The 12,884-nt window shown below is 60.6% G+C and carries 14 protein-coding genes and 2 pseudogenes; 3 read left to right on the top strand and 13 right to left on the bottom strand.

Going from position 1 to position 12,884, the window contains the following annotated elements; all coding sequences use genetic code 11:
* Window positions 1-13: 13 nt before the first annotated feature.
* Window positions 14-643 carry a uracil phosphoribosyltransferase gene (gene upp, locus V1289_RS26390; RefSeq protein ID WP_334400097.1) on the top strand — a complete coding sequence of 210 codons (630 nt, stop codon included), beginning with the start codon at window positions 14-16 and terminating at the stop codon, window positions 641-643.
* Between the two features lie 14 nt (window positions 644-657).
* On the opposite strand, the pseudogene V1289_RS26385 reads toward upp, so the two are convergent.
* A pseudogene (locus V1289_RS26385) lies at window positions 658-813 on the bottom strand (phenylacetic acid degradation operon negative regulatory protein PaaX); the annotation flags it as partial.
* A gap of 233 nt (window positions 814-1,046) precedes the next feature.
* Here V1289_RS26385 and V1289_RS26380 point away from each other — a divergent pair.
* Window positions 1,047-1,202, top strand: coding sequence for a helix-turn-helix domain-containing protein (locus tag V1289_RS26380; protein WP_334407696.1), 156 nt, complete (start codon window positions 1,047-1,049; stop codon window positions 1,200-1,202).
* A 313-nt stretch (window positions 1,203-1,515) separates the two neighbouring features.
* Here the strand turns inward: V1289_RS26380 and V1289_RS26375 are convergent, their stop codons facing one another.
* Complete coding sequence (locus V1289_RS26375) at window positions 1,516-1,941, bottom strand: VOC family protein (protein WP_309181680.1); 426 nt, start codon at window positions 1,939-1,941, stop codon at window positions 1,516-1,518.
* 200 nt (window positions 1,942-2,141) lie between these two features.
* On the opposite strand from V1289_RS26375, the pseudogene V1289_RS49850 reads away from it, so the two are divergent.
* Window positions 2,142-2,269 (top strand): annotated as a pseudogene (locus tag V1289_RS49850) (ABC transporter substrate-binding protein); the annotation flags it as partial.
* A 283-nt stretch (window positions 2,270-2,552) separates the two neighbouring features.
* Here the strand turns inward: V1289_RS49850 and V1289_RS26370 are convergent.
* The 11 genes from V1289_RS26370 to V1289_RS26320 all read right to left on the bottom strand — a co-directional run bounded on the left by V1289_RS26370 (window position 2,553) and on the right by V1289_RS26320 (window position 12,729).
* Window positions 2,553-3,551 carry an amidohydrolase family protein gene (locus V1289_RS26370; protein ID WP_334400096.1) on the bottom strand — a complete coding sequence of 333 codons (999 nt, stop codon included), beginning with the start codon at window positions 3,549-3,551 and terminating at the stop codon, window positions 2,553-2,555.
* A 63-nt stretch (window positions 3,552-3,614) separates the two neighbouring features.
* Entirely contained in the window at window positions 3,615-4,319 is a 705-nt protein-coding gene (locus tag V1289_RS26365) for an ABC transporter ATP-binding protein (protein WP_334400094.1), read from the bottom strand.
* Window positions 4,312-5,067 carry an ABC transporter ATP-binding protein gene (locus tag V1289_RS26360; RefSeq protein WP_334400092.1) on the bottom strand — a complete coding sequence of 252 codons (756 nt, stop codon included), beginning with the start codon at window positions 5,065-5,067 and terminating at the stop codon, window positions 4,312-4,314. Before V1289_RS26360 ends, V1289_RS26365 begins: the two co-directional genes overlap by 8 nt.
* Window positions 5,068-5,185: 118 nt before the next feature.
* Window positions 5,186-6,445 (bottom strand): ABC transporter substrate-binding protein, encoded by a 1,260-nt coding sequence (locus V1289_RS26355; RefSeq protein ID WP_309181675.1) that lies wholly within the window; start codon window positions 6,443-6,445, stop codon window positions 5,186-5,188.
* Window positions 6,446-6,473: 28 nt separating this feature from the next.
* Window positions 6,474-7,439: a branched-chain amino acid ABC transporter permease gene (locus V1289_RS26350; RefSeq protein WP_334400089.1), complete on the bottom strand. Its 966-nt coding sequence runs from the start codon at window positions 7,437-7,439 to the stop codon at window positions 6,474-6,476.
* Window positions 7,436-8,287, bottom strand: coding sequence for a branched-chain amino acid ABC transporter permease (locus V1289_RS26345; RefSeq protein WP_334400087.1), 852 nt, complete (start codon window positions 8,285-8,287; stop codon window positions 7,436-7,438). Before V1289_RS26345 ends, V1289_RS26350 begins: the two co-directional genes overlap by 4 nt.
* Before the next feature lie 13 nt (window positions 8,288-8,300).
* Window positions 8,301-9,179, bottom strand: coding sequence for a polysaccharide deacetylase family protein (locus V1289_RS26340; protein WP_334400085.1), 879 nt, complete (start codon window positions 9,177-9,179; stop codon window positions 8,301-8,303).
* Between the two features lie 2 nt (window positions 9,180-9,181).
* A complete protein-coding gene (locus V1289_RS26335; protein ID WP_334400083.1) occupies window positions 9,182-9,889 on the bottom strand; it encodes a fumarylacetoacetate hydrolase family protein in 708 nt (235 codons plus the stop codon).
* On the bottom strand, window positions 9,886-10,788 hold the full coding sequence (locus V1289_RS26330) for a polysaccharide deacetylase family protein (protein WP_334400081.1): 903 nt from the start codon (window positions 10,786-10,788) through the stop codon (window positions 9,886-9,888). Before V1289_RS26330 ends, V1289_RS26335 begins: the two co-directional genes overlap by 4 nt.
* Before the next feature lie 37 nt (window positions 10,789-10,825).
* Entirely contained in the window at window positions 10,826-11,476 is a 651-nt protein-coding gene (locus V1289_RS26325) for a cysteine hydrolase (RefSeq protein WP_309181668.1), read from the bottom strand.
* An 8-nt stretch (window positions 11,477-11,484) separates the two neighbouring features.
* Window positions 11,485-12,729: an alpha/beta hydrolase family protein gene (locus V1289_RS26320; protein ID WP_334400079.1), complete on the bottom strand. Its 1,245-nt coding sequence runs from the start codon at window positions 12,727-12,729 to the stop codon at window positions 11,485-11,487.
* Window positions 12,730-12,884 lie beyond the last annotated feature (155 nt).

The raw sequence follows: 12,884 nt of genomic DNA, 5'->3' as shown, positions 1-12,884 counted from the left end.
CGGGGTCAGCAACATGGACGGCGTCACGATCGTTGAGCATCCGCTGGTGCAGCACAAGCTGACGCTATTGCGGAAAAAGGACATTTCGACCAAGTCGTTTCGCGAACTCCTCAAGGAGATCGGGATGCTGCTGTGTTACGAAGTCACCCGTGATCTGCCGCTGGCCGATGTCGACATCGAGACGCCGCTTGCGCACATGAAGTCACCGCGGATCACGGGAAAGAAGCTGGTGTTCGCGCCGGTGCTGCGGGCCGGCATGACCTTTGCGGAAGGCATGGTTGATCTGGTGCCAACCGCTCGGATCGCTCACATCGGCCTTTACCGCGAACCGCAAACCTTCGTTGCCGTGGAATATTTCTTTAAAGCGCCGAGCGATCTGCACGAGCGGCTGGTGATTGTAATCTCCCCGGTGCTGGCAACGGCGAACTCCGCCGTCGCGGCGGTCGACCGATTAAAAGAGCGCGGCGCGAACGACATTCGATTGGTATGTCTCATTGGCGTGCCGGAAGGTGTCGAGCGCATACGCGGCATTCACCCCGACGTTCCGATTTGGCTCGCGGCGATTGACGAAGGGCTGGACTCCAATGCCTACATTTTGCCAGGTCTCGGCGACGCCGGTGACCGTGCCTACGGCACTAAGTAGGCTGGCGATCGATTCAGCCACCTAACGAACGTTCCCAGCCAAACGGAGCCACCGCGCGGCAGGATTGCGTCGCCATAAAAGGTGATGATCAGCGATCCCGTGCGCGAAGATTCGCGCCTGAATCTTCTAACAATGCCCGAAAGTGGACGATGTCCCGTAAAACGGGAAATAGCGTATTCCTTCGCGGCAACCAATGTCCATGGATAGCCACCTACTCGTCCCGTCGCATACGGGCTCCGGTGCCATGAGCGGCCGCTTAGCGCCAGAAGCGGCCTCTCAGTGGATATCGCAGCGTTCCAGCCTTGCCTTCCGGTACCTACAACAGCGTAACCGTGAACCACCGGTCTCGCGCGTGACCCGCAATCTTGCGATTACTGGTTTGCTCGCCTAAGGCGGGCGGCGCATCGAGCGCGCTCGGGATTTGCGATTAAATTCCGACAAAACCCTTGTGGAGATTGCCAAGGCTTGTGGGTTCTCCGGTCAGAGCCATCTCACGCGAGCATTCGGTCAAATCGTCGGCACCAGTCCCGGATTGTGGCGCCGCGCAAGGCGGACCTAGCGCGTTAGGATGATCCGGCATGTTCAAAACTCTCGAACGTCACAAGTCCGGCTGCCGCGACGCAACGACCACGACGCCACTGGGCGCGGTCGAGTTCAAAACGATGGAGTTCCCATCTGCATGTGGAGCAGATAAGGCGCACAATGGAGGTTTAGAGGGCACACCTTTCCCCCTCGCAACATGCTGACTATGCGGCAATATCAGGTCCACACCGACCGGACTTGCTGTGCACACCATTGATCTAGGACCGCGCAGCAATGAGTTGCTCGCGCCGCTTCCACACGAAGACTTCCAACTCATAATTCCGCAGGGGCTACGCTGCCGATCCGAGGATCTCTGCCGTGATCCCGCGATCGCGCTGGAGGAATTCCACGGTGTTGCCGTCGGGATCCTCGACGAAAATGGTGCCAATTCCGAAATCAAGCGGTTCATCGGCCGAGGTGATGTCGCGCCGACGCGCTTGATCGACGGTGAGTTGATACGGGCGCAGGCCGTGCGTCAGAAGCAAGCTGGCGATCTCTTCGAGACGGGCGACCTCCAGGGTGAAGTGCCTCGCCGGGTTGACTTGTTCTAGGTCGGGGCGGGACGGCATCAGGTGAACCGAAAAATGGTCCCCTGCGAAAAGCCAGTTTGGCTTTTGTTCGCAGGGCGTGAGGCCTAGAATTCCGACATAGAACGCCTCTGCGCGGTCCATATTTTGGACAGGAACGCCGATGTGGTGCAGTCCTTTGACAAGCAATTTGTTGCTCCCTCGACGACATCAACTAAGACGAAATTCCCTAATAGGGGATGGTTTGGAAAAATGGAAGCCAGTTCTACTGACAATCTCTTGAAACAAGAGACAGGTCGCAACCATGATTTGCGATCCTATCGTAATTCAGCTCTAGCCGCGCGGGCATGATACATGATCCGAAAAGCCTTCCCGTTGGCCGTACCGCTGACGATTTCGGAAAGGACTATGTCAGAGGGTTGCGTGCTGAACTTGGGACGAAAGCCTCGCAGATTGTCGCTGAGGCTCCTATGAACTTTCCGATCCGACAACCGACTCGCAAAGTATAACGAACAAATAAGCGCTGAGAAGCCGGATAGGCGGCCGCCAACGTCCGTTCCCGGCCAAGACAGCCGTAGGGTCTTTCTGAACGACGTCCATCATCCCCCGAGAAACAACGCCATGAATGGGCATGGCCAATCAGACCGGCTGCTTGTGCTATTACGCAGATGGCCACCGAGGACCGATGCCATTTGCCTCGACGGGCAGATCTAATGCCTCGCCGGTTTAGCTGCATGGCCATGGCAGCGTATCAGCCGCGGAAAAGATCGAGCTAACCTGCCGCCCTGCACATCAAGGCTCTATGCGCCGACTTTCGATATCTTGAACAAGCGACTGGCGTTGCCGAAGGTAATTTTCTCTCGATCGGCTTCCGATAACTGCGCCCTATTCACCAAGCCCACCGGATCGTCATCACCCATGTCGAAAGGAAAGTCGGAGCCCAACATCAGCCGCTCAGTGCCAACCATCGCTACCAGCGCCTCGATCAGGTCAGTGCGAAACACGCAAGTATCGAACCATAGCCGCTTCAGATAACTGGATGGAGCCTCTGCGGTCAGGCGTTTCACCTCGGGACGGACCTTCCACGCGTGATCCATGCGACCGGCATAGAATGGATAGAAGCCGCCGCCATGGGCTATCACCAGGTCGAGTTCGGGATGCCGGTCGAGCACGCCGCCGAGAATGAAATGCGAAATGGCGATCGTCTCCTCGATAGGTTGGCCAACGCTATTGACCATGAAGAATTCGCCAAGCCTCTGGCCATGCGAGAAGCCCAGCGGATGCACGAAGAGTGGCACGCGCAGCTTCGCCAGGCGCGCATAGAGCGGGTCGAAGACCGCATTCGACAGTTCGAGATTTTCGACGCGGGTGTCGATCTGGAAGCCGCGCAGGCCGAGCGTCTCGACCGCATGCACGGCTTCCTCGATAGCTCGGGCGGGAAACCGCATCGGCAGCGTACCCATGCCGGCGAAATGCGCGGGGTCTTCGGCAACCAATGCGGCGACATCCTCGTTCTGTACCCGCGACAAGGCCACCTGCAATTCTTCACCGGCCCAGTAGTGCTGCTGCGCCGGTGCCGGCGCGATGACCTGAAAATCGACGCCCATCCGCTGCATCACCTCGCGGCGCGCTACGACGTCGAGCATCGGCCTCTGCAACAGCTTGCCTTGCTCGGCGTCGGTGGCCCGGCTTTCCGGAGACATGTCGCGGCGATAGGGATTGTCCATTGGATGATGGCCGGCGACCAGCGGATCGACGCGCTTGCTGATGGAATGGGTGTGCATATCGACGACGGTCATGCGATCACTTTACTCAATTCAGTTCCGAGGCCGGCGCCAGCCGGTCTTCGTTCATGGCTTTTCTCACTGCACGCCGAGGCGTTGGAATAGCAGATCGGTATGCTGACTCAGTTCCTTCGCATCACCTTGATGCACGATCTGCCCGGTCTCAAGGATGTATACCCGGTCGGCAACGGCCAATGCGCTGTAGAGATTCTGTTCGACCAGCAGGATTGACAGCCCCTCGCGCTTCAGATCAAGAATGATTCCTTCGAGATGCTGCACCATCACTGGCGCCAGGCCTTCGGATGGCTCATCCATCAGGATAAGTTGCGGATCGATCATCAGCGCGCGGCCGACCGCGAGCATGCCGCGCTCGCCACCGGACAATTGTCCGCCGCGGTGATGTCGCCGCTCCGCAAGACGCGGAAAAATCCCAAACACTCGGTCGACCGTCCAGCCGTCCTTGGCGCGCGCGCTCTTCAGCATGGTAAGATGTTCGGTCACCGTCAGCGACGAAAACAGCCGCCTGCCCTGCGGCACGATCGCGATCTTGCGGTCGGCGATGTCGTGCGGGCGCTGGCCGACCAGACTTTCGCCGCGCCAGGTGATCGAGCCTGAGCGAATCTGCGGCGGCGTCAGCCCCATGATCGAGCGGATAAAGGTGGTCTTGCCCATGCCGTTGCGGCCAAGCAGCGCGACGATCTCGCCGGCGCCGACGTCGAGCGAGACGCCGCGGACCACGACCGCTTCGCCATAGCCGCTGTGCAGGTCGCGAACCTCAAGCATGACGCGGCTTCCCGAGATACACTTCCTGAACCTTCTTGTTGCGACGGATGCCCTCCGGCGCTTCCTCCACCAGAATGCGTCCTTCAAACATGCAGGTCACGAAGTCGACGAGACCAAGCGCGAGATCCATGTCATGCTCGATCAGCACCACCGTGATGTCTCGAGCCAGCGACCGGATGATCTCCGCAACCATTGAGCGCTCCGATGGCGATAGGCCAGCAGCCGGCTCGTCGAGCAGCAGCATTGTTGGGGTCGTGACAAGTGAGAGTGCAATCTCGAGCTGGCGTTGTTCGCCATAGGACAATTCCTTTACCGTGACATCGGCACGTTCCGCAATGCGGGCCGCGCCGAGCGCAGCAGCGATGCGCGGCGCTTCGACGGAATCCCTATCGGGCCTGCCGAACAGCGAAAATTTGCGCGGCGACAACCCGCGCAAGGCCAGGATCATGTTGTCCTGCACGCTCAGCGTCGGAAACAGATTGGTGATCTGGAAGGTGCGGGAAATGCCGAGCTGCGCGCGGCGATGCGGCGGCAGCTTCGTGATGTCGTGACCATCGAACATGATCCGGCCACCGGTCGGCGGTACCATCCCGGCGATGGCGTTGAACAGCGTGGTCTTGCCGGCGCCGTTGGGGCCGATGATGGCGCGGCGCTGGCCGCGCGGCACGGACAGGCTCACGCCGTCGACCGCACGCAGCGCGTCGAAGGCAACCACAGCATCTGTCAGCGTCAGGATCGGCTCGGGCACGAATACAATTCCCAGCGGAGCATTATCGGGCGAAGTGGATACCGGTTCGCCGTCCGGCAAAGCGATCAATTATAGTCGGGACCCGGCTATTGAGCCGCGTCCCGAAATCGGTGATGGATCAGGCCTTCTTGATGCCCTGGAAGTTGCGCGAATAGGGCGGCTGCTTCAGGTAGGTCTCCGGATCGTATTTCCAGAACTGCGAGACGTTCGGATAGGTGGTGACCGGCACGTTCCAGAATTTGCCGTCGGCGCGTTTCACGACCTTGCGGATATAGACGTCGTAGATTGGGTTGCCGTAGGCATCGAGCTTGACGGCCTTCCCGAGCGGCGAGCCATCGAGTTCGGTCTTCAATACGGTGTCGATGAAGGCTTCGCGGTCTTCCACCTTGCCACCCATCTTCTTCAGCGCTGCGTCGATCCACATCACGCCGGAATACATCGAGAAACCGTAGAGCGACGGGATCTTGCCGTACTTCGCCTCATACTCCCTGGCGAACTTCTGCGTCACCGGATTGTCGGACCCCTCCGCAAAATGCGCCGGCGACATGATGCCTTCGCATTCCTCGCCAAGCGTCCGGATCACCGACTGGTCGGTGCCGTTCATCGCGGCGAGCAGCGGCGTCTTCGCCTTCAGGCCGAAACTGGAATACTGCTGGATGAAACGGGTAGCATCCGCACCGGTCTCCATCGCGAAGATCGCATCGACTTTGAGGTCGGCGATCTGGCCTAGATAGGGGCTGAAGTCCGCCGTGTTGAGCGGATGCCAGAACTGCTGCACGATCTCGCCACCGCCTTCGGTGAACACCTGGGCGAGCCCGCCGCACTGCTCGTGGCCGAAGGTGTAGTCCTGGCTGATGGTAGCGATCTTCTTGTAACCCTGCTTCAGCGCCCAATCGCCGAGCGGATGGGTGAATTCACTGGCGCTGTACCCGGCGACGCGGATGACGTTCTTGATACGCTGACGCTGCGTCAGGTCGTCGGCAGCAATAATCGGAATAAAGTAGGGCGTGCCAGTACCCTTGACGTAGTTGGCGACCGCCAATCCGGTGTTGGCGAGCAGATTACCGATCAGCATGTGGCAATTGCCCTGCTCGACCAGGCGGCGTGCTTTCTGCAAGGCGGTATCGGGGTTGGAGGCGTCGTCCTCGATCACCAATTCGACCTTTCGGCCACCCATCTCGCCCTTGACCTGATCAAGATAGAACTGCACACCCTCGACCATCTCCTTGCCGCCCGACGCGACAACGCCGGTGAGCGGCGCGAGCAGACCGATCTTGATCGGGCCTGCCTGCGCCTGGGCACTGCGCCATGGTCCGACGCCTGCGCCTGCGACGGTTAATGCGGCCGTTGTGTTTTTCAGAAATTGCCTGCGGTCCATTTCGATATCCTTTCGTAAAAGCATTCGATTAACGCACCTTGCGCGTCAGAGTGGCGCGCAGCTTGCCGATGATGCCCTCGGGGGCGAAGATCATGATGAGGATGAAGGTGATGCCGAGCACCATTTGCCAGCGCTCGGTATAGGCGCTGACCACGTTCTCCAGCGCGATGATCGCGGCGGCGCCAACGAACGCGCCAAACAGCGTGCCTACACCGCCGGCGATCATCATCAACACGCCCTCGACTGACTGCGCCAGCGCCACGGTTGACGGGCTGACGAAGTTGTTGAACATCGCATACAGTGCGCCTGCAACTCCGGCAAAGAATCCGGACACGGTGAAGCCGATGAATAAATGTAGCGGCACGTTGTAGCCGAGGCTGCGCATGCGGCTTTCGCTGTCGCGGATGCCGCGCAGCGTCAGACCGAACGGCGAGCGCACGAACCGCCACATCGCAAATGACACCACTGCGGCGCTGGCAAGCACGGCCCAATAAAACGCGCTGTTGGTCAACAGCACCGCCGGACGAACGTCGCCGCGCATACCGTTTTCGCCACCGGTCACCTGGGTCCAACGCAAGCAGATACCCCAGACGATCATGCCGAGCGCCAATGTCAGCAGCAGGAAGTAGACACCGGAGGTGCGCACCGCGAGCAATCCGAAGATCGCCGCAACCACTGTGGCGGCCAACACGCCGGCGGCGAAGGCGACCGCCGGCGGCAGTCCGGCATGGGTCGTGGCGTAGACGACGATATAGGTGGAGACGCCGAAGATCGCGCCATGGCCAAGCGACGTGCGCCCGGCAAAGCCGGCAAGGATATCGATCGACATCGCGAGAATGCCGAAGATCAGCACTTCGGTGGCGAGTCCGACCTGATAATTCGACAGCGCCAGTGGCAAGGCCGCGGCAGCGACAACAATGATGGCGGCGATCAGCGCTGCGCGACCAGTCATCCCGGCGACACGCGAAGGCGTCGGTGTGAGCGGCATCGTCATGCGGCCCGTCCGAACAGACCGAGCGGACGGAATGCCAGCAGCACCGCCATGGGACCGAAAATCACGAAATAGGCCAGTTCCGGAAACATCACCTGGCCGAGCGTGTTGAGCAGGCCGACCAGCAGGCTGCCGACACCAACACCGACCAGGCTGCCGCGCCCGCCGATGATCACCACCGCGAGGCTGAATACCAGGATCTCGGCATCGGCCGACGGATACAGCGACAGAAAGGCGCCGCCCATCAAGCCGCCGAGGCCGGCCAAAGCCGAACCGAGCAAAAAGGTGACAAGAAACACGCGGCGGATATTGACCCCTGACGCTTCCACCATCTCGGCATCATCGACGCCGGCGCGAATCAAGGCGCCGAGACGCGTATGATTCAGCAGCAGCCAAAGCGCTGCGAACACCACGATGCCGGTGACCAACACAAACAAACGATAGGTCGGATAAAATACGCCCAACACACGTAGGCCGCCGCGCAGCGTCTGCGGGATCGGCACCGTAAAACTGTCGCCGCCCCAGATCACCAGGGCCAGATCATTAAGTACGAACGCAAAGCCGAGCGTCAGCAGCACCTGACGCAGCTCGTTGCCTCGTACAAAACGCAGCAAACCCTGGTCGAGCACGAAGCCGATCGCTGCAATGGCAGCCATGGCGCCAATGCCGCCGAGCGCAAAGCTGCCGGTCTTTACTGCGACGGTGAAGCCGATGTAACCGCCGAACAGATACAGCGCGCCATGGGCCAGATTGACGATGCGCAGCAACCCGAATATCAGCGTAAAGCCGCTCGCCACCACAAACAGCAGTGCGGCGAAGGTCAATCCGTTGAGGAGTTGAAAGATACTCATCCCTGATCCGTGACTACGGCGGTTTCGGTCCCACGGAGAGATACCAGTCGAGGATCTGTTCTCCGGTCATGAACGCGACGTCCGGCTTCTTCCGGATGGTTTCGAAGATACGGCGGAAATATTTCAGGCGATGCGGCGCACCCATGATGTAGGGATGCAAAACCAGCGCCATGATCCGGGCGGAATCCGCTGCATCGTCGTAGATTTGTTCGAACTGGTCGATGGCGCGGTCGTAATACTCCGAGGCCTTGTGATGCTGGATCAGCATCATCGCGACGTCATTGCATTCCTGGGTATAGGGCACATTGACGATAGGCTTGGTGGTGGTCTTGAGCCAGACGGGCTGGTCGTCCAGCACCCAGTCGGCGACATAATCGTAACCCTCCTCCTTGAGCAGGTCCGGAGTCTCCCAGGTCTCGGTGAGGCCAGGGCCAAGCCAGCCACGCGGCCGCTTGCCGGTCGCCTTCGCTATCACGTCGGCGGTCTTGCGTATGTCCTCGCTCTCGTTCTCCACCTTCTGCATGTTGCGCTGGGTGAAGCCGTGGCCCATGAACTCCCAATTGCGCGCCATCGCCGCCTCGACGATCGGCGGATAGGCCGCGAGCGCCGAACCGTTGATGGCGAGTACGCCAGGGATCTTGAATTCGTCGAACACCTTGAGGATGCGCCAGAACCCGACGCGGTTGCCGTATTCGTGCCAGGCCCAGTTCGGAATGTCGGGGGTTGGCGAGCCGCCGGCCGGCGGCGTCAGCACGGTGCGCGGCATCGTCTGCCTGGCGTCCCACTCCTCGATGTTGACGATCACCCACATTGCCATCCGCGCGCCATTCGGCAGCTTCAGCGGCGGACGGGTCGCAATCGGCGAATAGGCAATGCGTTCGGTGGGCAACATGGTCATGCCTCAAGTGGAGCGATGGCGATGGTAAGCGAAGGCAACCCGTCGATATGGGCGGCAATCAGATCGCCGGGCACAACGGGACCGACTCCCGCCGGGGTGCCAGTATAAATCAGATCGCCTGCGCCGAGCGTGACTTGCTTCGACAGTTGCGCGATCACCTCGGGCACGCTCCAGATCATCTGCCCGATATCGCCGCGCTGGCGCTCGGTGCCGTTCACCGAAAGCGTGATGATGCTGCCCTTGAAATGCCGCGCATCGCGCGCCGGCGCGATGGTGCCGCACGGCGCAGAGGCGTCGAAGCTCTTGCCGACTTCCCACGGCAGACGCTGATCGCGCGCGTCACGCTGACGATCGCGCCGCGTCAGATCGATGCCGACGGCATAGCCCCAGATATGATCGCGCGCGTCGGCAACGGCAATGTCACGCCCGCCGCGGCCGATCGCGATCACCAGTTCCACTTCGAACTGAAAATCGGAGGTGAACGGCGGATAGGGCACCTGCGCGCCATCGGGCACCACGGCATCGCGCGGCTTCTGGAAGAAGAACGGCGGATCGCGTTCGTCGGCTTCCTTCATCTCGCGAATGTGGTCGACATAGTTGCGGCCGACGCAATAGACCCGGCGAACAGGAAAGAAGCCGCCGCCGACGACCGGCACCTCGGTGGCCGGGATCGCTGGCAGCACGCGCTGGACCGCGGCGCTCACGCCTTCGATCCCGGCTGCACGGCGGTCTGCCCGTTGTACCAATCGAGAATCTGCTCGCCATTCCAGTGCACGACGCCCTCGAACTTGTTCACGTAGTCGTAGATCGCCTCAAGATACTTGATCCGGAACGGCTGTCCGCTGATGTAAGGGTGGATCGCGAGCGACAGGATCTTCGGCCGATCCCTGCTCTCCTCATACAGCCGGTCGAAGCTGTCGATTGCGCGCTTGAGCATATGATCGCTCTCGTGATGCTGCACCATCATCATCGGAATGTCGTTCAACTCCGCCGTATAGGGCAGCGTCACCAGCGGCCCTTTGGCGGTACGGATCACGGTCGGTTCGTCGTCATAGACCCAGTCGCCGATATATTTGACGCCGGCTTCAGCGAGGTATTCGGGGGTCTCCAGCGTCTGGGTCAGGCCGGGTCCGAGCCAGCCAACCGGCCGCTTGCCGGTGAATTTTTCGATCACGCCCATCGAGCGATCGATCATCGCCTTCTGGTCCGGCTCCTTGTGGATCGGCCCCTGCTCATAGGCGTGGCCCATGAATTCCCAGTTGGCATCCTTGGCCTGTTGCGCCACGCGCGGATAATCCTCGCAGACCCGCGCGTTGATCGAGAGGGTCGGCGCGATCCCGAGTTTCCTGTAGAGATCGAAGAAACGCCACACCCCAACGCGCATGCCGTATTCGTGCCAGCTCCAGTTCGGCACATCCGGCAGCAGCGGAATTCCTGTAGGCGCCGGCAGTACCTGCCTCGCCATCGGCTTACCGATGTCCCAGACTTCGAGATTGACGATGGTCCATATCACGATGCGGGCGCCGCCCGGCAGCTTCAGCGCCGGACGGTCGACGATGGCGGAATAATCGCAGCGGTCGCGCGGGATCATAGGGGTGGTCATAGGAAGTTACTCTTCGGTCGGTTGGTAATCTGAGCGGTCATGCAGCACTGTTCCGGCGCGGGGCAAGCCCGTCGGGCGCCATCACCGCGTCAGTGTCCATCACAAGTCCGAAGGCGGTCTTGATGCAGGCGAGGCCGGCTGCGTGCAACTCGGGGCCGTCCATACTGTCGACGCAGTCCTCGACCACGATCACCGCATAATCGCGGACATTGGCCGCGGTCGTTGTCGCCAGCACGCAGGAATTGGTATTCACGCCGGTGATCAGAAGTGTGTTGATGCCGTGCGAGCGCAGCAGGAAATCGAGATCGGTGCCGAGGAAACAGTCGTACCGTTTCTTGGTGTTGACGACGAAATCACGGGGATCTAGCAGCTGCGGCATCACCGTGCAGCCGGGTCCACCGATGATGTTGTGACGCATCACGTTCTTGCGGGTGGCGGTCGGGTCTTCGGCGCGGGTCCGCCAGAACGGATTGGCGCGAATTTCGTCGGCGTCGCGATAGGATGTCACCTGATGGACGATCGGAATATCGACGCTGCGGCACCAGTCGAACAGCCGCTTGTTGGCGGCGATGATGCGGGTCGCGACCTCGGGCGTGGTCGGCATGGTCGCCACCGCCATATCGAGATGACCGCGATGCAGGTCGATCGCGACCACAGCGGCCCTGGGATGAACGACACCGAGATTCATTTCGCGCCTCATATCAAGGAATTGATGGATGTTCTCAACAAAGCACGCTGATCGATTCCAAAGCGATCGGCGAGCCAATCGGCCAGCACTTCCTGGCCGATGGTTGGATTGTCATGCTGGCAGTGCTCGGCGCCGGTTTCCTCGGGGTCGAGCACCCGCATCGTCGCGTCAACGCCGTGCGCCCTGGCATAATCGTAGGTGCTGCGCGCCGCGGTCACCGTCAGCACATCGTGGCCGCCGTGCAGCACCAGATAGGGACAAGCCATGTGTTCGAGATGCCCCTTCAGCGTGAACGGCTTCATCAGCGCGTGTGCCTCGGCCATCGTTTTCGCGCCGAACACCCAGCGGATGTGCATGGCAAGACCGAAGTCGTCGCCCTTGGTGCCCCACATGTCGTGCACCGACCAAATCGCGCCATGCGAAATAGCTGCCGCCAATCGTGGCTCGTAACACGCCGCGCGCGCCGCGTAGTAGCCTCCGAGACTCGATCCGCACACGGCGATGCGTAACTCATCAACGTCGGGACGTTGTTCGAGCCAGTCGATGCATTTGCCGATTGGTACTTCGCTATCCGCGCGGGTGACGATCTTGTGGCGACGCAGCGTGCCGCCCTGTCCAGGCCCATCGATCATCAGCACCGAGATGCCGCGCTGCAGGCAGCCATGAGCCTGCATGAACCACATCTCGTCCTTGATGGAATCGAGCCCGCCCATGCAGATCAGCACCGGCAATTTGTCGCCGGGAAACGGCGCGCGAATGAAGTAGCCGCAGATCGGCTTGCCCGGCTCATAGGGAATCTCGACCACCTCGCCGGGCGGATTGAGGTGACCGATGAACTTGTGAGAGCAGCCTTCCATCTTTTCGAAAGTGGGAAGCCTGCGCGGATCGTCAGGTTCAAGATGGAATTCAGCCTGCCGGTAATAATCTGCCGCGCGCAGGAAGCAGTTCATCGCAGTGCGGATGTGACCGGACTTCTCTTCCGTGAGCCCGCGATCCCAGTTGCGGTCGGCAATCCGCATCCACTCGGCGTGCCAGCTTTCCAGATCGCCCGGAGTCATCCGCGATCCCGCCTGCATTACCTCGCTGACGCTGCCACCCCCTTCCTGGGTTTCGCCCAAGCCGCGACGGAATTGATAAGCCAGCCAGGGATGTTCCGGCCAATGATGCCAGCCAAATGGCTCGTAGTGCGGACCGCGATCAGCAGTGATCTGCTCGATGGCGCTCTCACTTATGTTGGGATTCGCCGTCGCCATCGGACCTACGCCATTTTCACCATCGTTGGACGATCCATGGTTCTTTGAAGTCAGTGCCGAGTCAATGAAAATTACATACACTTTGGCCGTTGCATATCATTTCCGCGCCATGCCCAGCATCTAGGCACGATAATTCTGCAGCCAAATATGGATTT

It is taken from the genome of Bradyrhizobium sp. AZCC 2289 (assembly GCF_036924615.1).
In the GTDB taxonomy this organism is placed as follows: domain Bacteria; phylum Pseudomonadota; class Alphaproteobacteria; order Rhizobiales; family Xanthobacteraceae; genus Bradyrhizobium.
This window is presented reverse-complemented; position numbering and strand designations above follow the sequence as displayed.

Coding starts and splice junctions, on each gene's coding strand:
- upp (WP_334400097.1), top strand. CDS start 14: ATGGACGGCGTCACGATCGTTGAGCATCCGCTGGTGCAGCACAAGCTG.
- V1289_RS26370 (WP_334400096.1), bottom strand. CDS start 3,551: ATGACCGTCGTCGATATGCACACCCATTCCATCAGCAAGCGCGTCGAT.
- V1289_RS26365 (WP_334400094.1), bottom strand. CDS start 4,319: ATGCTTGAGGTTCGCGACCTGCACAGCGGCTATGGCGAAGCGGTCGTG.
- V1289_RS26355 (WP_309181675.1), bottom strand. CDS start 6,445: ATGGACCGCAGGCAATTTCTGAAAAACACAACGGCCGCATTAACCGTC.
- V1289_RS26350 (WP_334400089.1), bottom strand. CDS start 7,439: ATGACGATGCCGCTCACACCGACGCCTTCGCGTGTCGCCGGGATGACT.
- V1289_RS26345 (WP_334400087.1), bottom strand. CDS start 8,287: ATGAGTATCTTTCAACTCCTCAACGGATTGACCTTCGCCGCACTGCTG.
- V1289_RS26340 (WP_334400085.1), bottom strand. CDS start 9,179: ATGTTGCCCACCGAACGCATTGCCTATTCGCCGATTGCGACCCGTCCG.
- V1289_RS26330 (WP_334400081.1), bottom strand. CDS start 10,788: ATGACCACCCCTATGATCCCGCGCGACCGCTGCGATTATTCCGCCATC.
- V1289_RS26325 (WP_309181668.1), bottom strand. CDS start 11,476: ATGAATCTCGGTGTCGTTCATCCCAGGGCCGCTGTGGTCGCGATCGAC.
- V1289_RS26320 (WP_334400079.1), bottom strand. CDS start 12,729: ATGGCGACGGCGAATCCCAACATAAGTGAGAGCGCCATCGAGCAGATC.